The 23,925-nt window shown below is 69.1% G+C and carries 22 protein-coding genes; 11 read left to right on the forward strand and 11 right to left on the reverse strand.

Features of this window, described 5'->3' with window-relative positions; all coding sequences use genetic code 11:
* Positions 1 to 55: 55 nt before the first annotated feature.
* The 3 genes from KW83_RS05665 to KW83_RS05675 all read right to left on the reverse strand — a co-directional run bounded on the left by KW83_RS05665 (position 56) and on the right by KW83_RS05675 (position 3,581).
* Complete coding sequence (locus KW83_RS05665; RefSeq protein ID WP_036175838.1) at positions 56 to 283, reverse strand: hypothetical protein; 228 nt, start codon at positions 281 to 283, stop codon at positions 56 to 58.
* 114 nt (positions 284 to 397) lie between these two features.
* Entirely contained in the window at positions 398 to 2,347 is a 1,950-nt protein-coding gene (parE, locus tag KW83_RS05670) for a DNA topoisomerase IV subunit B (RefSeq protein ID WP_036175840.1), read from the reverse strand.
* Positions 2,348 to 2,462: 115 nt separating this feature from the next.
* Positions 2,463 to 3,581, reverse strand: coding sequence for an MFS transporter (locus KW83_RS05675; protein ID WP_036175843.1), 1,119 nt, complete (start codon positions 3,579 to 3,581; stop codon positions 2,463 to 2,465).
* A 146-nt stretch (positions 3,582 to 3,727) separates the two neighbouring features.
* Here KW83_RS05675 and KW83_RS05680 point away from each other — a divergent pair, with 146 nt between their 5' ends.
* Together KW83_RS05680 and KW83_RS05685 are read left to right on the forward strand one after the other, a co-directional pair.
* A complete protein-coding gene (locus KW83_RS05680; RefSeq protein WP_036175846.1) occupies positions 3,728 to 4,612 on the forward strand; it encodes an NAD-dependent epimerase/dehydratase family protein in 885 nt (294 codons plus the stop codon).
* A gap of 51 nt (positions 4,613 to 4,663) precedes the next feature.
* Entirely contained in the window at positions 4,664 to 6,010 is a 1,347-nt protein-coding gene (locus KW83_RS05685; protein WP_036175849.1) for an MATE family efflux transporter, read from the forward strand.
* Here the strand turns inward: KW83_RS05685 and truA are convergent.
* Positions 5,986 to 6,753, reverse strand: a complete 768-nt coding sequence (gene truA / locus KW83_RS05690; protein ID WP_036175852.1) for a tRNA pseudouridine(38-40) synthase TruA — start codon at positions 6,751 to 6,753, stop codon at positions 5,986 to 5,988. The two genes, KW83_RS05685 and truA, sit on opposite strands and share 25 nt — an antisense overlap.
* 104 nt (positions 6,754 to 6,857) lie before the next feature.
* On the opposite strand from truA, the gene KW83_RS05695 reads away from it, so the two are divergent.
* The 4 genes from KW83_RS05695 to KW83_RS05710 all read left to right on the forward strand — a co-directional run bounded on the left by KW83_RS05695 (position 6,858) and on the right by KW83_RS05710 (position 12,390).
* Entirely contained in the window at positions 6,858 to 8,264 is a 1,407-nt protein-coding gene (locus tag KW83_RS05695; protein ID WP_036175855.1) for a YcjX family GTP-binding protein, read from the forward strand.
* A 256-nt stretch (positions 8,265 to 8,520) separates the two neighbouring features.
* Positions 8,521 to 9,528 (forward strand): YcjF family protein, encoded by a 1,008-nt coding sequence (locus tag KW83_RS05700; protein ID WP_036175858.1) that lies wholly within the window; start codon positions 8,521 to 8,523, stop codon positions 9,526 to 9,528.
* A gap of 1 nt (position 9,529) precedes the next feature.
* Positions 9,530 to 11,161 (forward strand): FAD-dependent oxidoreductase, encoded by a 1,632-nt coding sequence (locus KW83_RS05705; RefSeq protein WP_036175866.1) that lies wholly within the window; start codon positions 9,530 to 9,532, stop codon positions 11,159 to 11,161.
* Between the two features lie 77 nt (positions 11,162 to 11,238).
* Positions 11,239 to 12,390, forward strand: a complete 1,152-nt coding sequence (locus tag KW83_RS05710; protein WP_036175869.1) for an AI-2E family transporter — start codon at positions 11,239 to 11,241, stop codon at positions 12,388 to 12,390.
* On the opposite strand, the gene KW83_RS05715 is transcribed toward KW83_RS05710, so the two are convergent.
* The 5 genes from KW83_RS05715 to rpsD all read right to left on the reverse strand — a co-directional run bounded on the left by KW83_RS05715 (position 12,387) and on the right by rpsD (position 16,673).
* Positions 12,387 to 13,094, reverse strand: coding sequence for an extensin-like domain-containing protein (locus tag KW83_RS05715; protein WP_051928289.1), 708 nt, complete (start codon positions 13,092 to 13,094; stop codon positions 12,387 to 12,389). The two genes, KW83_RS05710 and KW83_RS05715, sit on opposite strands and share 4 nt — an antisense overlap.
* Positions 13,091 to 14,179, reverse strand: a complete 1,089-nt coding sequence (gene hisC / locus KW83_RS05720) for a histidinol-phosphate transaminase (protein ID WP_036175872.1) — start codon at positions 14,177 to 14,179, stop codon at positions 13,091 to 13,093. The genes KW83_RS05715 and hisC overlap by 4 nt, the downstream gene beginning before the upstream one ends.
* A gap of 70 nt (positions 14,180 to 14,249) precedes the next feature.
* Positions 14,250 to 15,026 carry an SDR family NAD(P)-dependent oxidoreductase gene (locus KW83_RS05725; RefSeq protein WP_036175875.1) on the reverse strand — a complete coding sequence of 259 codons (777 nt, stop codon included), beginning with the start codon at positions 15,024 to 15,026 and terminating at the stop codon, positions 14,250 to 14,252.
* Positions 15,027 to 15,617: 591 nt separating this feature from the next.
* On the reverse strand, positions 15,618 to 15,758 hold the full coding sequence (locus KW83_RS20895; RefSeq protein WP_161785456.1) for a hypothetical protein: 141 nt from the start codon (positions 15,756 to 15,758) through the stop codon (positions 15,618 to 15,620).
* Between the two features lie 294 nt (positions 15,759 to 16,052).
* Entirely contained in the window at positions 16,053 to 16,673 is a 621-nt protein-coding gene (gene rpsD, locus KW83_RS05730) for a 30S ribosomal protein S4 (RefSeq protein WP_036175878.1), read from the reverse strand.
* A 200-nt stretch (positions 16,674 to 16,873) separates the two neighbouring features.
* Between rpsD and panC the strand changes: the two genes are divergently transcribed.
* From panC to KW83_RS05745, 3 genes are all read left to right on the forward strand, one after another.
* Complete coding sequence (panC, locus tag KW83_RS05735; protein WP_036175881.1) at positions 16,874 to 17,731, forward strand: pantoate--beta-alanine ligase; 858 nt, start codon at positions 16,874 to 16,876, stop codon at positions 17,729 to 17,731.
* Positions 17,728 to 18,543 (forward strand): 3-methyl-2-oxobutanoate hydroxymethyltransferase, encoded by an 816-nt coding sequence (gene panB, locus KW83_RS05740; RefSeq protein ID WP_036175884.1) that lies wholly within the window; start codon positions 17,728 to 17,730, stop codon positions 18,541 to 18,543. Before panC ends, panB begins: the two co-directional genes overlap by 4 nt.
* 218 nt (positions 18,544 to 18,761) lie before the next feature.
* Positions 18,762 to 19,490 carry a hypothetical protein gene (locus KW83_RS05745; protein WP_152563487.1) on the forward strand — a complete coding sequence of 243 codons (729 nt, stop codon included), beginning with the start codon at positions 18,762 to 18,764 and terminating at the stop codon, positions 19,488 to 19,490.
* Between the two features lie 160 nt (positions 19,491 to 19,650).
* Here the strand turns inward: KW83_RS05745 and KW83_RS05750 are convergent, their stop codons facing one another.
* Positions 19,651 to 20,637 (reverse strand): 2-hydroxyacid dehydrogenase, encoded by a 987-nt coding sequence (locus KW83_RS05750; protein WP_036175890.1) that lies wholly within the window; start codon positions 20,635 to 20,637, stop codon positions 19,651 to 19,653.
* A gap of 131 nt (positions 20,638 to 20,768) precedes the next feature.
* On the opposite strand from KW83_RS05750, the gene KW83_RS05755 reads away from it, so the two are divergent.
* The gene (locus tag KW83_RS05755; RefSeq protein WP_235191365.1) at positions 20,769 to 21,287 is read left to right on the forward strand and encodes an SH3 domain-containing protein; all 519 of its coding nucleotides are present in this window, start codon (positions 20,769 to 20,771) and stop codon (positions 21,285 to 21,287) included.
* A gap of 30 nt (positions 21,288 to 21,317) precedes the next feature.
* On the opposite strand, the gene KW83_RS05760 is transcribed toward KW83_RS05755, so the two are convergent.
* Positions 21,318 to 23,006: an acyl-CoA dehydrogenase family protein gene (locus tag KW83_RS05760; protein WP_036175903.1), complete on the reverse strand. Its 1,689-nt coding sequence runs from the start codon at positions 23,004 to 23,006 to the stop codon at positions 21,318 to 21,320.
* A 151-nt stretch (positions 23,007 to 23,157) separates the two neighbouring features.
* On the opposite strand from KW83_RS05760, the gene KW83_RS05765 reads away from it, so the two are divergent.
* On the forward strand, positions 23,158 to 23,922 hold the full coding sequence (locus tag KW83_RS05765) for a sulfite exporter TauE/SafE family protein (protein WP_036175905.1): 765 nt from the start codon (positions 23,158 to 23,160) through the stop codon (positions 23,920 to 23,922).
* Positions 23,923 to 23,925 lie beyond the last annotated feature (3 nt).

Genomic DNA, 23,925 nt, shown 5'->3' on the forward strand with positions numbered 1-23,925 from the left:
TCGGCCCCGTGGTCCAGCCCCGCGCCGCCTGACCGCAGCGGCCGGGGACCGAGCCCTATCGCCGGGCGTTCAGGATCCGACGGCCCTCGGCAACACAGTACCCGTCAGCGACCTTTTCCGTCATGGTCTCCGGCCAGGAAATGGCCGTATCGAAGTATACTTGGTTGATGCCGTACAACTGGCAGGTGACCTGGCCGCCGTCGGTCCGGAGAGTCACCGGCAGCGACTCATACTGGGTGCACCCTGCAAGGGCAAAGGGAGCGAGAAGAAACAGGGCGCGCATATGTGTTCTCCGATAGGTGGTACTGCACGCTTAAAGCGAATCACGGCGATCGCACAGCCCTTTTGACATCGGGCGCGCCAGGTTGGTCCTGTCCGGGGCAAGACCGCCCGCGATTCAGAGGTCCAGCTCTTCCACGAACTGCGCGTTCTGCTGGATGTACTCGAACCGCAGCTCGGGCTTCTTGCCCATCAGCCGCTCGACCAGATCGCCGGTCTCTCCCGGCTCCTCGTCCACGATGCGCACGCGGATCAGCTTGCGCGTTGCGGGGTTCATCGTGGTTTCCTTGAGGTCCTTGGCGTCCATCTCACCCAGTCCCTTGAAGCGGGATACGTCGATCTTTCCCTTGCCGCCCAGCCCGGTCTTCATCAGACGGTCCTTGCCGGCTTCGTCCAGGGCGTATTCGCGGCGCGCGCCCTGGGTCAGGCGGAAAAGCGGCGGGCAGGCCAGGTAGAGGTGTCCGGCGTCGATCATCGGGCGCATCTGCGTGTAGAAGAACGTCATCAGGAGCGATGCGATATGGGCGCCGTCCACATCGGCGTCGGTCATGATGATGACCTTGTCGTAGCGCAGGTCATCCAGGTTGAACTTGGTTCCCATGCCGACGCCCAGCGCCTGGCACAGGTCCGCGATCTCCTGGTTCTGGCCCAGCTTCGACGATGCCGCGCCCAGCACGTTCAGGATCTTGCCGCGGAGCGGCAGCAGCGCCTGCGTCTCGCGCAGGCGGGCCATCTTGGCCGATCCGCCCGCGCTGTCGCCCTCGACGATGAAGAGTTCCGTTCCGGCGCGCGCCTTCGCGGTGCAGTCCACGAGCTTGCCCGGCAGGCGCAGCTTCTTGGTGGCCGACTTGCGCTGCGTCTCCTTTTCCTGGCGGCGTCGGAGGCGCTCTTCGGACCTCAGCACCAGATAGTCCAGGATCGCGCCGGCGGCCTTGGTGTCGGCGGCAAGCCAGTTGTCGAAATGGTCGCGGACCGCGGTTTCGACCAGCCGTTGCGCGGCGTTGGTGGCCAGCCGGTCCTTTGTCTGGCCGACGAATTCGGGCTCTGCGATGAAACAGGACACCAGCGCGCACCCCCCGGCGGTCAGGTCCTCGCGGGTGATGTTGGCGGCCTTCTTCACGCCCGCCCGCTCGCCGTGGGTGCGGATGCCCTTGAGGATGGCGGCCCAGAACCCGGCCTCGTGGGTGCCGCCCTCGGGCGTCGGGACCGTGTTGCAGTAGGATTGGATGAATCCGTCGCGTGCGGGCGTCCAGTTGATCGCCCATTCGACCTTGCCGGGCGCGTCGCGGAAGTCTACCGACCCGGCGAAAGGCGTGTCGGCGTAGGTGGCGACCGTGCCCAGCGTCTCCTTCAGGTAATCCGACAGGCCGCCGGGAAAGTGAAACGTGGCCTGTGTCGGTGTCTCCGCGTCGTCGATCTCGGATGTCCAGCGGATCTCGACCCCGGAGAAGAGATACGCCTTTGAGCGGACCATTTTGTGCAGCCGCGCGGGCTTGAGCCGCAGCGCGCCGAAGATCTCCGGGTCCGGGTGGAAGGTGACCGACGTGCCCTTTCGGTTCGGCGCGGCGCCGGCGGGGGCGGCGGGGCCCTGCGGGATCCCGCGCGAAAACTCCTGCGCCACCAGCTGCCGGTCGCGCGCGACCTCGACCCGGACGCGGTCCGACAGCGCGTTCACCACGGAGATGCCGACGCCATGCAGGCCGCCGGAGGTCTGGTAGGCCTTGCCGGAGAACTTTCCGCCGGCGTGCAGGGTACACAGGATGACCTCCAGCGCGGATTTATCGGGGAATTTCGGGTGCGGGTCCGTGGGGATGCCGCGCCCGTTGTCGCGGATGGTGGCCGCGCCGTCGGCATGGAGCTCGACCTCGATCCGGTTGGCGTGACCCGCCACCGCCTCATCCATGGAGTTGTCGAGAACTTCGGCCACCAGGTGGTGCAGCGCGCGTTCGTCGGTGCCGCCGATATACATGCCGGGGCGCTTGCGTACGGGTTCCAGCCCCTCCAGCACCTCGATGGACGACGCATCGTAGGTCTGGGGGGCGGCGCCCTTGAGAAGATCGTCGGCCATGCTCGTGCCTCTCGTTCTTGTTGGCGCGATTGTGTCAGGGGTCGGAGACGGCGGCAAGCGCCGCCTCGGTCGGGGGCCGCGGCCGCAGGATCTGCGCCAGGCGGCGCCCGCGCCCTTACCTGCGCAGCGACCGCGCCAGCACCGCAATCAGCAGGGCCAGCACCGCAAGCATCGCCAGGCCGATCCGCAGGGACGTCAGCGCCGCGATCGCTCCGATCAGGGGCGGTCCGATCAGCAGCCCGCCGTATCCCAGGGTCGCGACCGACGCGATGGCCTGTCCCGTGGGCACCGTGCCTTCGGCGGCGGCACGCGAGAAGGCCAGGGGAAAGATCACCCCCAGCCCCAGACCCAGAAGCGCAAAGCCCGGCAGCGCGACCACCAGCGACGGCGCCACGGCGACCAGCGCGGCGCCCGCCGCGGCCGTGAGCCCGCTGGCCCGCGCCGCCGCGACCGCGCCCATCCGCTCGGTCAGCCTGTCACCGGCCAGTCGTACCGCCACCATCGCGACTGCGAAGACTGCGTATCCCAGCGGCGCCCGCGCCTCGGACTGGGCCAGCGCCTCGATCAGATAGACCGCGCTCCAGTCGGCGACGGCCCCCTCGGCCAATGCGCCTGCCAGCGCCATGAAGCCCACCAGCACCAGCGGGCCGCGCGGCAGCGCGAAAGCGGGTGCGTCGTCGCTGGTGCGGCTGTGCCAGGGAACGCCGGTCAGTCGCCAGCAGATCGCCGCCGCCGGCAGTCCCACCGTGGCGAAGTGCCAGAACGGACCGATCCCCGCAAGGATCAGACCGGTTGCCGCCCCAAGACCGGAGGCCAGCGACCAGGCGGCGTGGAACGACGACAGGATGGGACGGCCCCGCGCCTGCTCGACCTCTGTCGCCCAGCCGTTCATCGCCACATCCGTCGCCCCGTAGGCCGCGCCGAAGAACACCAGCGCCGGTGCCAGAAGGACCACGGATGGTGCGGCGGGCAATGCCAGCAATGCCGCGACCTGCACCGGGATCAGAAGACGCGTCACGCGCGCGGCCCCGATCCTGTCGGTCAGCCGGCCGGCCAGGGGAAACGCGACGATCGCTCCGCCCGCGATGCAGAGCAGCAGCAGGCCAAGCTGATCGTGGGTCAGTCCGAACCGGTCGACGAACGACGGGATGCGCGCGGCCCAGAGGCCGAACAGAAGGCCGTTGAGACAGAATGCTGAGGTTGCCGCGATGCGGGCTTGGCGTGTGTCGGTCATGGCTCCATGCGTCGGGTCCCGTGCCGGAATTGGCAAGTGGCGTTTTGAACCCGCCACGCCGCCCAGGGCCGAAAATACCGGCCCTGTGACTGGTCGCGCGCCCTCCGCCGATCTAGCTGCTGACGCGATCGAAAAGGAGTTCAGCCATGCGTATTTTCTTTACCGGCGGCAGCGGCAAGGCGGGTCGGCACGTGGTGCCCTATCTTCGTGACCAAGGGCATGAGGTGACGAATTTCGACCGGGTGCCGCTGGATTTGCCGGGGGTCAAGAACATCACCGGCGACGTGACCGACGCGGGCAAGGTCTGGGGCGCGCTCACCATGCCGGCCGACTTCGACGAGCTTGAGGACGGCGACGGCGTCCGCCCCTACGACGCCGTGGTGCATTTCGCGGCGATTCCGCGGATCATGATCACCACGGACGTGGAGGTGTTCCACACCAACACCATGGGCACCTACAACGTGCTCGAAGCGGCGACGGGCCTTGGGATCCGCAAGGTGGTCTTTGCCTCGTCCGAGACGACCTACGGCATCTGCTTTGCCGACGGAGAGCGCAAGCCGGAGTACATACCCGTGGATGAGGAACATCCCACCGAACCGGGCGACAGCTACGCCATGTCGAAGGTCTGCAATGAGGCGACGGCCCGCGGGTTCCAGCGCCGCTCGGGCGCGGATGTCTACGGGCTGCGGATCAACAACGTGATCGAACCGCATGAATACGCGGATCTCTTCCCGGCCTTCGTCAAGGATCCCGCGCTGCGGCGGCGCAACATCTTCGCCTATATCGACGCCCGCGACCTGGGACAGATGGTGGATCTCTGCCTGACGTCGGACGGGCTGGGCTATGAGGTGTTCAACGTCGCCAACCCCGATCCCAGCGTGGATCTGACCAGCGACCAGATCGCCGCCCGCTTCTATCAGGGCGTTCCGCACCGGCGCGAGATGGCGGAGCACGAGACGTTCTATTCCATCGCCAAGGCCGAGCGGCTGCTGGGCTTCGCGCCGAAACATCGCTGGCGCGACGAGATCTGATCCCGCGCGCGCGGTCTTGCCCGGGCTCCGGCGCGGGCGTAGGGGCGTTTCATGTCCCTCAGAGAGCATATCGCGCGCACGCTGGCGCTGGGCGTGCCGCTGACCGGCAGCCTGGTGGCGCAGATGCTGATCCAGCTCACCGACACGGTGATGCTCGGACGCTACGACATCACGGTGCTGGCGGGTCAGGTCCTCGGCTCGACCCTCTTCACCATGGCGCTGCTGTTCGGGGCGGGGTTCGGCCTTGCGGTCACGCCGCTGGTCGCGGAGGCCGACAGCCGCGGCCGGACGGCCGACATCCGGCGCGTCGCACGGATGGCGATGTGGCTGGCGGCCGGCTGGAGCGCGGTGGCGATCCCGGTCTTTCTGCTGGCGCGGCCGATCTTCCTGGCGCTGGGGCAGTCCGGTGTCGTGTCGGACATCGGCGCGGAATACCTGGCGGTGCAGGGCTGGTCGATCTTTCCGGCCATGGGTGTGATGGTGCTGCGCGGCTACCTGTCCGGACTGGGCCGCGCCCGGGCGCAGTTCTGGGCCATGGCGGCGGCGGTCGTCGTCAACGCGGCCGTCAACTACGCGCTGATCTTCGGCAACTGGGGCGCGCCGGAACTCGGCGTGGTCGGCGCGGCGGTGGGATCGCTCCTGTCCATGCTTGCCGCCTGCGCCGCGCTGGGCGTCCATGCGGCGGTGGCGACGCGGGAACACGCGCTCTTCGTTCGGATATGGCGCCCGGATCCGGACGCCATGGGCCGGGTGTTCCGGCTCGGCTGGCCGATCGGGCTGGCGATCCTGGCCGAAGCGGGGCTGTTCTCTGCGTCGTCGGTCATGGTCGGCTGGCTGGGAGAGGTGCCGCTGGCCGCGCACGGGATCGCCATCCAGATCATCTCGATCGTGTTCATGGCGCATATGGGGCTCAGTCAGGCGGCGACGATCCGGGCGGGCAACGCGCTGGGACGGAACGACCGCACCGGGCTGGCGCGCGGCGCGCAGGTGGCCATGGGCCTGTCGGCCTGTATCGTGACGGTGACGGTGACGCTGTTTCTGACATTGCCGGAGGCGCTGGTCGGACCGTTCCTGCGGGCCGACGATCCCGATCGGGCAGAGGTGCTGGCGCTGGGCGTCGCGTTCCTGGCGGCGGCGGCGCTGTTTCAGGCGGTGGACGCGGCACAGGTCATGGCCATGGGCGGTCTCAGGGGGGTGCAGGACACCCGCGGACCGATGGTGATCGCATCGGTGAGCTACTGGCTGGTGGGCATCCCGGCGGCCTGGGTTCTGGGGTTCGGGCTGGAATTCGGCGGCGTCGGGGTGTGGCTGGGCATGGCGGTGGGGCTCTTTCTTGCCGCGGTGCTGTTGCAGATGCGGTTCTGGCGGATGGTTCAGTCGAACGGGTCGGCGGGATAGCGCACGTGCATGAGGCACAGTCCCTGGGGCGGGGCCACCGGCCCGCAGGCGGCGCGGTCGCGCGCCTTCAGCGCGGTCGAGACGTCGTCGGCCGACCAGGCACCGGCGCCGACCCGTTCCAGCGTGCCGACGAAGCTGCGCACCTGGTTGTGCAGGAACGACCGGGCGGCGGCATGGATGCGGATCTCCTGCCCGACAGCGCGGGGGATCGTCTCGACCTCCAGCCGGTCGAGCGTCTTGACCGGGGACGGAGACTGGCACTGGACCGACCGGAAGGTGGTGAAATCGTGCCGCCCCACCAGCCTGTCGGCCGCGGCCTGCATCGCGGCCGGATCCAGCGGCACACGCACATGCCACACAAGGCCGCGCTCATGCACGGGGGGGGCGCGGCGCCGGACGATCCGGTAGGTATAGTGGCGGCGCGTGGCCGAGAACCGCGCGTGCCAGTCGTCCGGCACCCGTGCGCAGGCGGTGACCGCGACCGGTGCGGGCTTGAGATGATAGTTCAGCGCCTCGGACAGGCGGAACGGCTCCCAGTCGCGCGACATGTCGGCCTGCGCCACCTGGCCCGTCGCATGGACGCCCGCGTCGGTCCGGCCGGCGGCGGCGACGGCGGGCACGCCGCGCTCCAGCCGGGCCAGCGCGGCCTCCAGCGCGCCCTGCACCGTCGGCTGGCCGGCCTGCCGCTGCCACCCGGAGAACGGCGTCCCGTCGTATTCGATGCGAAAGGCATATCTGGGCATGGGCGCGGCATAGGCCGGGCGTGGCGGGCCGGCAAGCGCGGACCGCGACTGGAAGCCGGGCGCCGCGGCGCATATCTGTTGGCGATGAATGGGACGGGGCGCGCATGATCGGGGAACTGGCGGACGGGATCGGATCCCGTGTGGGGGCGATGGGACGGCAGGTCACGGGCCGGTTCTTCGACCCGACGCTGCGGCTTGGCGTGACTGGCCTCAGCCGTGCGGGCAAGACCGTGTTCATCACGTCGCTGGTCGCGAACCTGCTGGACCGGGGGCGGATGACGGGCCTGCGCGCCGCCGCGGACGGCGCCATTCAGGCCGCGTATCTGCAGCCGCAGCCCGACGACACCCTGCCGCGGTTCGACTATGAGACCCACCTGGATGCCATGACCGGACCGAACCCGCACTGGCCCGAGAGCACGCGGGCGATCTCGGAATTGCGCCTGTCGCTGCGGGTGCAGCCCACCGGGCTCATCGCCGGGCTCAGGGGGCCGAAGGTGCTGCATCTGGACATCATCGACTATCCGGGGGAGTGGCTTCTGGACCTTGCCCTGCTGGAAAAAGCCTTCGACAGCTGGTCCGAAGGGGCGCTGGAGCGCGCCGGCCGGCGTGAGGACGGGGCCGCCTATCTGGCAAGGGTGGGGGGCGTGGACCCGACCGAGGCGTTCGAGATCGGCCGGGCCAAGGCGCTGGCCGAGGCCTGGACCGGCTACCTGCGTGCGGCCAAGGACGCGGGCTATTCCGACTGCACGCCGGGGCGGTTCCTGCTGCCGGGCGAAATGGCCGGCTCTCCGGCGCTGACCTTCGCGCCGCTGCCCCGGGGCGCGGCGCCCCGCGGATCGCTGCGGCGGGAGTTCGAGCGGCGGTTCGAAGCCTACAAGCGTGAGGTCGTGCGCCCGTTCTTCCGGGCGCATTTCGCGCGGATCGACCGGCAGGTGGTGCTGGTGGACGCGCTGGGCGCGATCCATGCCGGTCCGCAGGCGGTGGAGGATCTGCGCGTCGCCATGGCCGACATCCTTGGCGCGTTCCGTCCGGGCCGCAACGCCTTCCTGACCGAGATCTTCCGCGGCAAGCGGGTCGAAAAGATCCTCTTTGCCGCCACCAAGGCCGATCATCTGCACCATGCCCAGCACGGCCGCCTGACCCGGATCATGGAGGCGCTGGTGGCCGACGCGAAATCCCGCGCCGACTACGCGGGGGCGAAGACCGCCGCCATGGCGCTGGCGTCGCTGCGCGCCACCACCGAGGACCGGATCGAGCATGGCGGAGAGCTGCAGGACGTGGTGCGCGGCGTGCTGGCCGACGGGCGGCGCGCCGCGTTCCATCCCGGAGAGCTGCCGCAGGATCCGCGCGCGCTTCTGTCCCAGGGGCGCCGCGGGGCGGAGACCTGGCTGGACGGCGACTACGCCGTGATGGACATCCGCCCCCAGGGCGGTGCGCTGGCCCCGGGCGAAGGCCCGCCCCATATCCGCCTGGATCGCGCCGTCGAGTTTCTGATCGGAGACCGGCTGTGAGCGGGAGCGGGCCGGGCGGGGCGATACGCGTTCGGGACATGGACGCCGGCCGGTCGCGGACGCAAATCCGGCGTCCGGGTCGGCAGGACGTGACGGGGCAAGCGGCATCGGATACACGCGCCTGCGCTGCGGCACGGCCGGGCCTTCCGGCGGCGCGCGCGGGGGTGTCCGTCAGGACCGGGCGCCGTGCGGCGGCGAAGGCTTGCCTGCCGGCGGGCGACGCGCGGCGCGCGCCCGGGCAACGGGGCCGGCGCGGATGGTGACGCGCCGGGGACCGATCCTGATCGAGGAAGAGGCGGACGCGGTCCGGGCCGGTCCGGCAGAGGCGCCGCCGGTGCCCGATGCGGCACCGGCGGCATCGGGTCAGGCGATGCGGACCATGGCGGCCCTCGCGGCCAGGCCGCCATCGCGGCTGGGGCGCTGGTTCCGGCGGGCGCTGGGCACGCTCTTCGTCTTCGTGCTGTCCGTGGCGACATGGTCGGCGGTGACGGCGCTTCTGGCCGCGAACCCTCTGCTGGGCTGGATCGCCACCGTGCTGGTTGGCGCCGTGCTGGTCCTGTCCGTGGCACTTGCGCTGCGCGAGCTTTCGGCGCTCGCCCGGCTCAAGCGGGTGGGCGATCTGCAGGCCGCGGCAGGCGCGGCGCTGGCGTCGGCCGACCTGGAGGCCGCGCGCGGCGTCGTGGACCGGATCGACGCGCTCTATGCCCGCCGCGCGCCGCTCGACTGGCACCGGGCGCGGCTGGCCGAGCGGCGGGGCGACCTCTTCGATGCCGACGCGCTGATGGGGCTGGCGGAGTCCGAGATGATGCGCCCCCTCGACATGGCCGCGCGGGCCGAGATCGAGGCCGCGGCGCGGCAGGTCGCGGCCGTGACGGCGATCGTGCCGCTGGCGCTGGCGGATGTGGCCGCGGCGCTGGTGTCAAACCTCCGCATGATCCGCCGCATCGCCGAGATCTACGGCGGCCGGGCCGGCACGCTGGGGGCGTGGCGCCTGACCCGCGCGGTGCTGACCCATCTGGTGGCGACGGGCGCCGTGGCCGTGGGCGACGACCTCATCGGGTCGGTCGCGGGCGGCTCGATGCTGACCAAGATCAGCCGCCGCTTCGGCGAGGGGATCGTGAACGGCGCCCTGACGGCGCGGGTCGGCGTCGCCGCGATGGAGGTCTGCCGCCCGCTGCCCTTCGTGGTAGAACCGAAGCCGCAGGTGCACCGGATCATCGGACGCGCGCTGTCGGGCGTTTTTCCGCAGAGCAGGGGGGACTGACATGGAAAGTCTGGCACGGGATCTGCGGGAGATGCAGCGCATCCCGCTGCACGACAGCCATATCGACGCGCTGCGCCGCGCCGGTGAGATCCGCGACTACCCCGCCGGTCGGATGATCGGCACGCCCGGCCAGGCGATGTCGGAGTTCCTCTATGTCGAGGCGGGTGAGATCGAGGTCGTGGATCCGGCCACCGGTGGCAGGCGCCTGCCGCACACGCTGGGACCGGGCCAGTTCGTGGGCGAGATCTCGTTCCTGACGGGCGGCAGCTATACCCTGCCGATGCGGGCCTGCGCGGACACCTGCTGCATCGCCGTGCCGCGGGTCCGGATGCTGGAGCTGATGTCGGCGATCCCGGAGATGTCGGATATCGTCATCACCGTCTTCGCCGCCCGGCGGCGCCGCCAGATCGAGGACGGCGACACCGCGCTCAAGCTGATCGGCGCCGATGTGGACCGGTCCGTGGCGCGGATTGCGCAGTTCGCGGCGCGCAACCGCATTCCGGTGCAGCTCATGGACCTGCGCTCGGACGCGGCGGAGGCGGAGCGGAGCGTTTGCGCCCTGGACGGATGCCGCCCGGCGGTGACCTACGGCGGTCAGGCGATCGATGACCCGACGCCGCAGAGCGTGGCACGGCTCCTGGGGCTGGAGATGAACCTTGCCGGGGACGAGGTGTTCGACGTGGTGATCGTCGGCGGTGGTCCGGCGGGCGTGGCCGCCGGGGTCTATGCCGGTGCAGAGGGGCTCTGCGCACTGGTGATCGAGGACACCGCCATCGGCGGGCAGGCCGGAACCTCCAGCCGGATAGAGAATTACATGGGCTTTCCCACCGGCATCTCCGGCGGCGATCTGGTCTGGCGGGGCGAGATCCAGGCGATGAAGTTCGGCACCCGCTTCGCCATGCCGCGCCGGGTGGCCGGACTGGCCCGCCGCGACGCCGGGTTCTGCCTGTCTCTCGACGATGGCGAAGAGGTCTGCGCCCGAGCCGTGGTGGTGGCGACGGGGGTGCAGTACCGCAAGCTGGGGCTTGAGGGGCTTGAGCGGTTCGAGGGCGCCGGGATCTACTACGCCGCCACCGACATGGAGGCGCGCTGGTGCCGCGACACGGAGGCGGTCGTGGTCGGCGGCGGCAACTCCGCAGGACAGGCGGCGATGTTTCTCAGCCGCACGGCCCGGCATGTCCATGTGCTGGTCCGCTCGGACAGCCTGGCGTCGTCCATGTCCGACTACCTGTCGCGGCGGTTGCTGGAGGATCCGGCGATCACCGTGCATTTCGGTCATGAGCTGTCGGCCCTGAAGGGGGACGACCGGCTGGACGGGGTCGGGATCGACGGGCCCGACGGCACCTGGCACCTGGACACCCGGGCGGTGTTCCTGATGGTTGGCGCGGCGCCGAACACGGGCTGGCTGGCCGGCCATGCCGACCTGGACCCGCGCGGCTTCGTCAGAACGGGACGGGACGCTGGCGGAGGCTCTGCTTTCGAAACCTCGACGCCGGGCGTCTTCGCCGTGGGCGACGTGCGCGCCGGGTCCGTCAAACGGGTCGCGTCCTCCGTCGGGGAAGGCTCCGTCGTCATCAGCGCGGTCTGGGACCATGTGGCGCGAATGGCGGACAAGGCTATTCTGGCCGAATAGACCGCGCGCCACCGGCGTGATACCGGAACATCCGTGCCCTCTGCGACGTTGCATCGCAATAACGACGGAAACCCGCGTTGCCAGACATCCCCGACCCCCAAGGTCCTTCCGTTCAAGGCCCATCCGGCATCGCGCCGGACCTGCGGGAGTTGCAGCGCATCCGGTCGCTGCTAACCGTCATCGCTATTCTGGGCGTCATCATCGCGTTCTTCTTCGCGCGTGGCATGCTGCTGCCGATCATCCTGGGGCTGATGCTCGCATTGACCCTCAGCCCGCTGGTGCGCGGGGCCCGGCGGGCCGGCATCCCGCCTCCGATCACGGCCGTGGCGCTGATCATGGCCCTGGGTGCAACCCTGGCGGCGGCGGGCTACGGAATGGCCGGCCCGGTTTCGACCTGGATCGACGACGCACCGGCACTGGGTGACCAGATCCGCAACAAGCTGGAAGGGCTGTTCCGGTCCGTCGAGAAGGTCAAGGAGGCGTCGGACCAGGTCGATGAAATCACGTCCCAGACCGACAAGGGCGCGGTCCAGACCGTCACGCTGGAGCAGCCGGGGCTTCTGAACTCGGCCGCCAGCTATGCGGCCTCCATCGCCACGACGATCTCCGTCGCGCTGGTCCTGGCGCTCTTCGTGCTGGCCTCCGGAGACATGTTCTACGCCAAGATCGTCGAATCCTATCCGCGTCTGTCGGACAAGAAACGGGCGCTGAAGATCGTCTACGGGGTCGAGCGCGCGATCTCGCACTACCTGTTGACGATCATGCTGATCAACGCGGGACTTGGATGCGTGATCTTCCTGGCTCTATGGTGGATCGGGCTGCCCAATGCCTTCATCTGGGGAATCGCGGCCTTCGCGATGAACTTTTTGCCCTTCATCGGCGCGGTGGCCGGAACGGTGCTGGTGGCGGGCTATGCGCTCGTCACGCTGGACCCGGTGAGTCAGGCCATGTTGGCCCCCGCGGCCTATCTTGCGGCGACATCGCTGGAGGGGCAGATCATCACGCCGGCGATCCTGGGCCGGTCGCTCAAGCTCAATACCGTGTCCGTATTCACGACGGTGGTGTTCTGGGGATGGCTCTGGGGGATCGCCGGAGCGCTGATGGCGGTGCCGTTCCTGGTGATCGTCAAGGTGATCTGCGACAATGTGGACGGGCTGAAGACGCTGGGCAATTTTCTGGGATCGGCGGACACTGCCGTGGCCGAAAAGCGCGCGCCGGAACGCGCCTAGCGGCAGTAGCTGCCGGATCTGTAGCGTGCGGTATCCAGATGCAAGTTGTCCTGGTGATAGCGATCCGCATCGGGGCCCAGTACGGTTCCAAACGGGCCGCAGGCGCCTTGATGGATTCGCCGGAGCGCCGGACCGATGCGGCTGTCCGTCCAGCCATCCAGCACCGTCACCGTGCTCCCATCGGCCATGCGGAAGCCCGAGATGTCGACGGCGCGGCCCTTTCCGTGTTCAGAGACCTTGGCCCCGGCGACGTTGTTGCGGGTCCGGCAGGTGTAATGCGCCGCGACCTCCAGGCCGGCGACCTGATCCAGTGCGGGGCGAACGGATGCGGCCACCCAGGTGTTGAGGGCCCGGGCCGTGGGGCAATCCATGGTGGCGGGCCGCGACAGGCGCACGCCTGACACCTTCGTGACACTGACCGGCCGGGCAAGGCCGCAGGCGCTGATCCGCCCCGGGATCGGCGCGATGGGCACGCCCCGGATCGCCGCGTCTCCGCAGACCGAGCCGGGCGCGGTGCTGCGGCCGCCAGTCAGCGCGTCGGCGGCGCGCCGCAGGATCGAGGGGGGGCGTGCGTCGGGCCGGGGGGAGCTGATGACCGCCGGTGCCTCGGCGCGCGGTTCGGGCCGCTGGCTCGCCGTCGGCGCGTCGGCCGCGGCCGCCGTGGCCAGCGCGCAGAGCGCCAGCGCTGCGGCCCGTACCGTCACCCGTCCTGGCCCTTGAACCGGGCGATGGCGTGGACCACGCGGCGGCACGACGGCTCATCCCCCACGGTGATGCGCAGGCAGTGCGGCAGCTTGTAGCCCGCCACCAGCCGTACCAGCAGACCGTCCGCGCGCAGATATGCCTCGCACGCCACGGCCTCATCGGCGCTGTCGAAGCGGGCAAGAACGAAGTTGGCGGTCGAGGTGTCGGACATCACGCCGATCTCGGCCAGCGCCTTGGCGAGCCAGGTCCGCAGCCGCGCGTTCTCCGCGCGGGAGCGGTCCACGAAACCGCGGTCGCGCACCGCGGCCTCCGCCGCCACCAGCTGCGGCGTGCCCAGATTGAACGGACCCCGCACCCGGTCCAGGACGTCGATCACATGGGGCGGCCCGTAGGCCCAGCCGACCCTGAGACCCCCCAGAGCGTAGATCTTGGAAAAGGTGCGGGTCATGACCACGTTCTCACGCTCTGCCACCAGCCGCGCGCCGCCGTCGTAGCCCTCCACGTATTCGGCATAGGCGCCGTCCAGCACCAGCAGCACGTTCTCGGGCAATTCGGCCGCCAGGCGCCCGATGTCGTTCGAGCCGAGCATGGTGCCGGTCGGGTTGGCGGGATTGGCCACGAACACCAGCCGGGTGCGGAAGGTCACCGCCTCCAGGATGCGGTCCACGTCCACCTTGCGCTCATGCTCGGCCACCTCCACAGGCGTGGCCCCGGCAGCCAGCGCCGACAGGCGGTACATGGCGAATCCGTGCTCGGTGTGGATGACCTCCGTCCCCGGACCGGTATAGGCGGTGCACAGCATGTGGATCAGCTCATCGGATCCGGCGCCGCAGATGATGTTCCCGGCTTTCAGACCGTGAGTCTCTGCTATCGCGCGGCGCAGGGCCGCATGGTCGGTGGAGGGGTAGCGGTGCAGCAGATGCGCGACCTTCTTCAGCGCCTCCCGGGCCGATTCCGGCGGACCCGCCGGATTCTCGTTCGACGACAGCTTCACCACCTCCGACCGGCCCGGCACATGGCTCGCCCCACCCTGATAAGGCGCGATCTGGAGGATGCCGGGCTTGGGCTCTATGGCGTGGGTCATGGGTCGCGGTCTCCTGCTCCGGGCCGTCATAGCGGCGGACGGACCGTCGGACCAGAGGGCAGGGGGCGGGCTACTTGCGCTGCGTGCGTTCGACCGTTGCCAGGACCGCGCGGCGCGGCGCCAGGGGCAGCAGCCAGTCCAGCGCCAGCCGGATCGCGGCACGGTCGTAGGCGACAAGCCGGCCGGCCATCATCGCATCGTAGCCCGCGCGGGCCGTCTGTTCGGGCGTGCGCATCCCGGACTTGGTCAGCATCGTGCCCCGCAGGTCCGCGACATCCGCGAATTCGGTCTCCACGTAGCCCGGCGCCAGCACCGTGCAGGTGACGCCCCGGGGCCGCAATTCCTGGTCCAGAGCCTGGGAGAACGAGTTCACGAAGGCCTTCGTGGCGAAATAGATCGCCTGTCCCGGCCCGGGCATCATCCCCGCCGAGGAGCCGATGTTCAGGATCCGTCCGGAGCCGCGCGCGGCCATGGCGCCGCCGATCCGGTGGCACAGCGCGACCAGCGCCTTGACGTTGACATCGATCATCGCAAGTTCGCGCTCCAGCGGGCGCTCCACGTGGCGGCCGTGCCCACCGAAGCCCGCGTTGTTCACCAGGATGTCGGGAACCAGCCCGTCCGCGTCCAGCCTGTCGCACAGCGCCTCTGCCGCGCCGGGGGCGCCCAGATCCATGCTGCGCACATGCACGGCCGTCCCGTGGGCGCTTTCGAGTTCGTTTTTCAGCGCCTCCAGCTCCGGCTCTCGCCGCGCGGTGACAATGAGATCGCCGCCCCTGGCGGCGTGGAGCCGGGCCAGCGCACGGCCGATGCCCGAAGAGGCTCCGGTCACAAGGGCAAGATTGGGCATCGCGGTTCTCCGAAACTTGGGTGTGGTCGTCAAATAGCGCCGGCGCCGCTCCCGGCCACGGGTCACTCGGCGGACGGGCAACCATCACGAAAAGGACGGATCTGAGGCCCGCGAACCGGGCGCCCAAGGTTTCCTTCGCCGACACGATGCCTTGTCCGATGGACAGGCCCGCCGCCAGCGCCAACGATACGAGCGCCGCGCAGACCAGCGCGGTGTAGCCGTCGGCAGAGTCGGTGATCGCGCGGACCGACCCGCCCTCTGCGGCGACGTAGATCCCCGCCGCCACGATCACGATCAGCTTGCCGATGGCCAGGACCGCGTTGATCGACCGCAGCGGAACGCCGTCCTTGAGGTAGAGCACTTCTCCGCCCTCTTCCTCATCGGCGGTATCGACGCTGGTGCCGTCCCGCATCGGCTAGCCCTCGTGCCAAGCACGCTGTCTGGCCTTGCGCATGGGGCCGAAATCCCGGCCAGTGGCGCCGACCATCGCATAAGCGCCGGCCGTTGCCGATCATGCCGCCCATTCATCGGTGTGAAGTCGATGATCTGTACGGTTCTTGTAGCCGCCCGGGGGACCAGGGCCTCCAGCGCTTAGATCTGGATGGTGTCGAGCAGTCCGGACCAGATGCCCGGGACCGACATGCCGCAGGTGAACCACGCGCCCAGCACGACCCCAAGGAACAGCGACGGGATCGCCTGCCGCGTCGCCGGGGAGATGCCGTCCAGAACCACCCGCGGGCCTGGAAGCGTTGGCCGGACGGGCTTTCCAACACGTCGCCGGGGGCCGGCAGGGCAAGGGCCAGGAGGCTCACAACGGCAAGAAGGAGACGCAGGGGACACAGTCGGGTACCGGTCAGGTCCGGCCGGGGCGGGGGCACCGTCCGGAAGCCACGACAAGCCGCCGCTTGTCGCAACGGCAGCGCTAAAGTGTTCCCGGGAAAGAGCGCCGTGGACGCGAAAGGGCCGCGCCCCGCGGCACGGCCCGAAAAAACAGCGGGACGGGTCCCTTGGGACCGCGTCCTGTGCTCAGTTCTGGGCGTAGTATTCGATGACCAGGTTCGGCTCCATCTGCACGGGGTAGGGCACGTCGCCCAGGCCCGGCGTCCGCGTGAAGGTCGCCACCATCTTGGAATGGTCCACGTCCAGGTAGTCGGGCACATCGCGCTCCGGCAGGCCGGCGGCCTCCATGACCATGGCAAGCTGCTTGGATTTCTGGCGCACCTCGATCACGTCGCCTTCGCGCACCTGGTAGGACGGGATGTTCACGCGCTGGCCGTTCACGGTCACGTGGCCGTGGTTCACGAACTGCCGGGCGGCGAACACGGTGGGCACGAACTTGGCGCGGTAGACCACCGCATCCAGGCGCCGTTCAAGCAGGCCGATGAGCTGCTCGCCGGTGTCGCCGCGCATCCGCTCCGCCTCGGCATAGATGCGGCGGAACTGCTTCTCGGTCAGGTCGCCGTAATAGCCCTTGAGCTTCTGCTTGGCGCGAAGCTGCAGGCCGAAGTCGGACATCTTGCCCTTGCGGCGCTGGCCGTGCTGGCCGGGGCCGTATTCGCGGCGGTTGACCGGGGATTTGGGCCGGCCCCAGATGTTCTCGCCCATCCGGCGGTCGATCTTGTACTTGGCAGACGTGCGTTTGGTCACGGCTGATCTCCTTCTGACATTTCAAAAGGGCGTTGTCCTTTGCCCGCAGGCCGACAGGCATCCCCTTGCGGGGGCCACCAACACCAACAAGCGGCGGCTTATACGCCCATGTCGACAGCTGTCAACCGGCGGCGCGATCGGCTTGGCCCCGCCCGGCGCGCGCCATATAGGGTGAGCGACGGCATCCGGGGAGGGGACCCATGCGCATCTGCCGAACCAAGGCCGAGCTGCGGGCGGCGCGGACCGATCTGGGCCTTCGCGGCGCGCGCATCGGGCTGGTGCCGACCATGGGCTACCTGCACGACGGGCACCTGTCCCTGATCCGCGCCGCCCGGGCCGAGACGGACCGGGTGATCGCCACGATCTTCGTCAACCCGACCCAGTTCGGCCCGACGGAGGATCTGGCCAGCTACCCGCGCGACACCGACCGCGACCTGGCGCTGCTGCGGGCGGAGAACGTCGATGCGGTGTTCCTGCCGGAACCCGGAGAGATGTACGCCGAGGACGCGGAGACTGTCGTCGAGACCACCGAACTGGCCGGCGTCCTGATCGGGGCGCTCAGGCCCGGCCATTTCCGGGGCGTGGCGACGGTTGTGACCAAGCTTTTCAACCTGACCCGGCCGGATCGCGCCTATTTCGGGCAGAAGGACTATCAGCAGCTTTGCGTGATCCGCCGCATGGTCCGCGATCTGGACATCGGAGTGGAGGTCCGCGGCATGCCGACCCGGCGGGAGTGCGACGGGCTTGCCCTGTCCTCGCGCAACGTGCGCCTGACCGCCGCCGCACGCGCCCAGGCGCCGGCCCTCTACCGCGCGCTTCTGGCCGGGCAGGCGGCGCTGGAGGCGGGCCGGGGCGTCGCCGCCGCGCAGGATGCGATCCGCGCCGCGCTGGCGGACGCCGACCTGGCACTGGTCCGGTCGGTCGACATTCGCGACGCGCAGAGCCTGGCGCAGGTGCCCGACAGGCCCGACGCCCCGGTGGTCATCCTGCTGGCCGTCGCGTTCGGCGACGTGCTACTCATCGACAACCTGGTCGCAACCCCGAAGAGGCCCGCATGAGCACCGAAACCAAGCCCCCCGTCCGCCGCGTGACCGTCCCCCAGATCGCCGCGCGCAAGGGCGGGGAGCCGATCGTGTCGCTCACGTCCTATCACGCACACACGGCGGCCATCGTGGACCGCTACGCCGATTTCATCCTGGTGGGCGACTCGCTGGGGATGGTGATGCACGGCATGGAGACCACCGTGGGCGTGCCGCTGGAGCTGATGATCATGCACGGGCGCGCCGTGGTGCGCGGCACGCGGCGGGCGCTGGTCGTCGTGGACATGCCGTTCGGCAGCTATGAGGAGAGCCCCGGCGTGGCGTTCCGCAATGCCGCGAAGATCCTCAAGGAAACCCAGTGCGGCGCGGTCAAGCTGGAGGGCGGCAAGCGCATGGCGGAAACGATCCGCTTCCTGACCGAGCGCGGCGTGCCGGTGATGGCGCATATCGGCCTGACACCGCAGTCGTCCCACGTCATGGGCGGGTTCAAGACGCAAGGGCGCAACGAAGACAGCTGGCCGCTCCATATCGAGGACGCGCGCGCGGTGGCCGAGGCCGGTGCCTTCGCCGTGGTCGTCGAAGGGGTGGTCGAGCCGCTGGCGCGGAAGATCACCCGCGCCGTCGCCATTCCCACCATCGGCATCGGCGCATCGGCGGAGTGCGACGGCCAGATCCTGGTGCTGGAGGACATGCTGGGCCTTGGCGAGCAGGCGCCGAAATTCGTCAAGGTCTACGGCCGTCTCGGGGAAGAGATCGAAGCGGCCGTGAAAGCCTATGCGACGGACGTCCGGGACCGCTCCTTCCCGGGCGAGGATCAGGTCTATCGCTGAGGCGCCCGGGCCACAGCTTCGCCGGGCTTTCGCGTCGCCGGGATTGATCCCTCCGGTTGCGGGCGTCACCGTCTCTGCAACGAATGGGCTAAGTAGCCCATAAGATAGCGAAACCTTGATCTTTCGGATGAGACACTAGGCGGGTTTCCACTTGCCGCAGGCCTCTATCCGTAAAACGGTAAGACTTGGAAATAGTACTGTTTTAACAAAGAGACATTATGGGAATTGTAACGCGTTTTACCGAGTTGAGCGCCTCGTTTCGGCTGTGCGATGCCCAGTTGAGGGCGGCCCTGTCCCACGGAGACTCCATCCGCCGCCCGGCGGCGCTTTTGCGACTGACCGCGAACCTGATGGAACGGATCGTGGCACATGAGCCCGCGTCGGTTTCCGAGCTGGACGAGATGATCGATTTCTTTGCCGCGCGGCGGCTGGAGCACGGCGCGGTCGGACGCGCTGAGTTCGACCGTGTGGCGGACCTGCTGACCAGGTATCGACATGCGGGGCTGCCCGACCTTGCAGAGCTTGCGACGCGGCGCGCCGCCGTTCCGGAGCAGCTTCCGGACGTGATGGAGGGCCGGGATCTGGCGCGGCTGATCACCGGATCGGCCGGACGGCTTGCGGCTGTCGGTCAGGACAAGCGCTATCTTGCCGTCAGTTCCGCAGAGGCCACGTACCGTCGGCTGCTGCCCGAGCAGATGGCCGGCAAGCACCTGCTGGAGGTCATCGGCTGCGGCCATTTCCAGGTCCGCAAGAAGCAGCGGCTGGACCTGGCGCTGTCCGGCCGGGCGCAGGACTACGTCTACTCCGTGTCCAACGATGGCGCCGACATGCCCGTCATGCGCTGTCGCTGCAATGCGGTGCGGGACGGGTCTGGCCTGATCTACGCCGCGATCATGCACATCTCCGAGGCGGACGACGCGGACGCCGGCGACCCGAAAGTCGCGTGACGTCCCGGCAACGCAGGTCGCCGGGCGGCTTTCGGTCGGCTCCAGAAAGGGTCCGGGCCCTGTTCCGGCGGATCGTCGGGCGGGCGCCGACACGAAGAATGACACCGCGGGGCGCTCTGTTCCCCGGCCGCCGGGCGACCCTCAGGGGCCGCTCTGCGGGTCAGAGATCTTGCGGCGCGACCTGGTCGGGGGGGCGGTGACCGTCGGCGAAGGTCTTGATGTTGATGATGACCTTTTCCCCCATTTCGGCGCGGCCTTCCACCGTGGCCGATCCCATGTGCGGCAGCAGGACCGTGTTGGGCAATCCGCGTAGCGCCGGATTGACCTCTGCGCCATGCTCGAAGACGTCCAGCCCCGCGCCGGCGATCCGGCCCTGTTCCAGCGCGCGGGCGAGCGCGTTCTCATCCACCACTTCCCCGCGGGAGGTGTTCACCAGCACCGCCGTGGGCTTCATCAGCCCGATCCGCCGCGCGTTCAGCAGATGGAAGGTGGACGGCGTATGCGGGCAGTTCACGCTGACCACATCCATGCGCGCGATCATGTGGTCGAGACTGTCGTGATAGGTGGCGTCGAGCTCACGCGCGATGCTGTCCCTGACCGGGCGGCGGTTATGGTAATGGATCTGCATCCCGAAGGCGCGCGCGCGACGGGCCACGGCCTGACCGATCCGCCCCAGTCCCAGGATGCCGATCCGGCGTCCGGCGATGCGCCCCCCCAAAAGCGCGTTGGGCGCCCAGCCGGTCCATTCGCCCGCCTGCATCGTGGCCAGTCCCTCCGGGATCCGGCGGGTCACGGCCAGCATCAGCGCCATCGTCATGTCGGCCGTGTCGTCGGTGGAGGCGCCCGGCGTGTTGGACACCAGGATCCCGCGCTGCCGGGCCGTCGCCACGTCGATATTGTCCACGCCGGAGCCGTAATGCGCGATCAGCTTCAGCCGCTCGCCCGCCCGTGCCAGAAGGCCCGCGTCGATCCTGTCCGTGACGGTTGGCACAAGCACGTCCGCCCGCCCGACCGCCTCTGTCAGCGCGTCCCGCGTCATCGGCGCATCGTCGGTACGCAACTCCACGTCGAAGAGTTCCGACAGGCGGGCCTCGACCTTCTCGGGCAAGCGTCGCGTGACGACAACACTCAGGCGATCAGCGGACATGCACTCCTCCTCGTGAATTTGCATCTCTTGCGGTTTGGCGCAAGGTGACGGCGAACGGGGCCGGGCACAAGCCGAAGACCCCGGATCCGCCAACGGCGGAAGGCAGGATGACAGCGGGTTCAGGCCGGAACATGGCGAAACGCAGAAAGATGGCGGCCCTTGCCGTGCTGGCCGTGACGATCGCCATGGCGCTCGGCGCGGCGGGGGCGCGTGCGCAGCAGATCCTCGGGCCGGAGACGAACCTGCCGCTGCCGCGCTTCGTGTCGATGAAGGCCAGCGAGGCGAACGTCCGCCGCGGGCCGTCCCGGACGCACCGGATCGACTGGGTCTACAGGGTGCGCGACCTGCCGCTGCTGATCACCGCGGAATACGGCAACTGGCGGCGGGTGGAGGACCGGGACGGGCAGGGGGGCTGGATCCATTACTCGCTGCTTTCGGGGGTCAGGACGGTTCTGGTCGAGGCCGATGAGGTGCCGCTCAGGATGAAGCCCGTCGCGGACGCGCCGGAGGTGGCCATCGCCCGGCGCGGGGTCGTCGCCCGTGTGGACAGCTGCGTTCCGGACTGGTGCCGGATCCGCAAGGACGGGTACAAGGGCTGGGCGGAAAAGGCTGCGCTCTGGGGGGTCGGGCCGGACGAGATCATCGAATAGGCGTGGCGGATCGCCATGGCGCGCACGGTCTCAGTTGCGGGTGTCGAGCAGGCGGCGGGCGATGACCTGCGCCTGGATCTCGGCGGCCCCTTCGAAGATGTTTAGGATCCGCGCGTCGCAGAGGATCCGGCTGGCGCTGTATTCCAGCGCGAAGCCGTTGCCGCCGTGGATCTGCAGCCCATTGTCGGCCGCCGCCCAGGCGACGCGCGCGCCCAGAAGCTTGGCCATCCCGGCCTCCAGGTCGCAGCGGCGGCCGTTGTCCTTCTGGAACGCCGAGAAATAGGTGAGCTGTCGTGCCAGCATGATCTCGACCGCCATCATCGCCAGCTTGCCGGAGACACGCGGAAAGTCGATCAGCGACTTGCCGAACTGCTTGCGGTCGACGGCGTAGCGCATGGCCACGTCGAGCGCCGCCTGGGCCACGCCGATGGCCCGCGCGGCCGTCTGGATACGGGCGCTTTCGAAAGTCTCCATCAGCTGCTTGAAGCCGCGGCCTTCCTCACCGCCCAGAAGGTTGTCGCCCGTGACCTCGAACCCGTCGAAGGCAAGTTCGTACTCCTTCATGCCGCGATAGCCCAGGACCGCAATCTCGCCGCCGGTGATGCCGGCATCCGGGAACGGGGCGTCGTCGGTGCCGGGGGTCTTTTCGGCCAGGAACATCGACAGGCCGGCGTAATTCGTCGTGCCCGGATTGGTGCGCGCCAGAAGCGTCATCATATGGGTGCGCGCGGCATGGGTGATCCAGGTCTTGTTGCCGGTGATGGTCCAGCCGTCCCCGTCCTTGACCGCGCGGGTGCGCAAGGCCCCCAGGTCAGAGCCGGTGTTGGGTTCGGTGAAGACCGCCGTCGGCAGGATCTCACCGCTGGCAAGGCCCGGGAGCCACTTCTGCTTTTGCTCTTCGGTACCGCCGCAGAGGATCAGCTCTGCCGCGATCTCTGAGCGGGTGCCGAGCGAGCCGACGCCGATATATCCGCGCGACAGCTCTTCGGACACGACGCACATGGACGCCTTGGACAGGCCGAACCCGCCGTATTCCTCCGGGATGGTCAGGCCGAAGACGCCCATTTCGGCCATCTCCCGGACCACGTCCATCGGGATCAACTCATCGCGCAGATGCCATCCGTGGGCGTGGGGCTCGACCTTTTCCACGGCAAAGCGGCGAAACTGTTCGCGGATCATCTCAAGCTCATCGTCGAGCCCCGAGCGGCCCACGGTGATCTCCGCCGACCGCTCCTGCATCAGATCCACAAGGCGGCTGCGCGCGGCCTGGGAGTTGCCCCCGGCGATCAGCGTCTCGACCGCATCGGTGGCGAGCGGGGCGGCGTCGATGCCCAGATCGGCGGGACGCAGGATCTCTCCCTGGCTCATCGGAATCCCGCCGCGCATCTGGGCAAGGTATTCCCCGAAGGCGATCTGCAGGATCAGCCCCTCGACCTCACCGAAGGTGCCCGTTTCGGTCAGCCGGGTGGCCCAGCCCTGCATCTGGCGCAACGCCTCCGTGTAGGTCGCCAGCCAGGCAAGCCCGTGGGCGGCGTGCTGGTGGGTGTCGATCGCGTCACCAGAGGCGCGCCCGTCCCTGACCACCAGATCGCGCAGCGCGGCGGTAGCGGCATCCAGCAACGCTTCTGCGGCGGGCACAGCCGCGCCGGTCAGTCCGACAAGGTCGTCCAGCAACTCCGTCGCAGGGGTGGGGCGGGTGAGATCCTGGCCATCGGGCATTTGGGGGGCTCCGTCTTTCTGCGTTTGCGAAGCGGCGTAGCGCGGTCGCAGCGAGCGCGCAAGAAGATTTCGCGCAGAACCCCCTGCAAGTACGATTGTGACGCAGACAGAAACCGGCTGCACGGGGCGCGGGCCTGCGCTACCACAAGCCATGCTGACCGATCTGCTGTCTCCCGCGGTTCTCGCCTTCTCTTTCGCGGTTACGCTGGCCGGGGGGTTCGTCAAGGGTGCGGTAGGGTTCGCCATGCCTCTCATCATGGTGTCCGGCATGTCCATGGTGATGGAGCCACGACTGGCCGTCGCGGGACTGGTGATCCCCACCGTTGCGTCGAACCTGCTTCAGGTCGCCCGCGCGGGCAGGTCCGAGGCGCTGGCCGCGGCACGGGATTTCTGGCTGTATATCCTGGTGGCCTGCACGATGGTGTTCGTTGTGGCACAATTCCTGGTGCAGATTTCGGCGGAGGCCGCCTATCTGGCCATCGGCCTGCCGGTCTTTGGCCTGTCGGTGGTGCAACTGATCGGCTGGAGGCCGACCGTCGCGCCGACCAGCCGGGCTTGGGCCGATCCGGCGGTAGGGCTGGTGACGGGAACCATCGGCGGGGTGGCGGGCAACTGGGGACCGCCGACCGTGCTCTACCTTCTGGCGCTGGGCGTTGGGCGCACCCGGCAGATGGCCGTGCAGGGTGTCGTCTATGCGATGGGCGCGATAACGCTGCTGGCCGGGCACCTGCGGTCCGGTGTGCTCAATGCGGAGACGGTGCCGCTTTCGGCGATACTGCTGGTTCCGGCGTTTCTGGGAATGTGGGCCGGGTTCCGGTTCGGAGACCGGCTGGATCCGCGACGTTTCCGGCGCTGGACGCTGGCTGTCCTGTTGGTGGCGGGCCTCAATCTGATCCGCCGTGGACTTCTGGGGTAGGGC

Origin of the sequence: Palleronia rufa (assembly GCF_000743715.1) — a bacterium.
In the GTDB taxonomy this organism is placed as follows: domain Bacteria; phylum Pseudomonadota; class Alphaproteobacteria; order Rhodobacterales; family Rhodobacteraceae; genus Palleronia; species Palleronia rufa.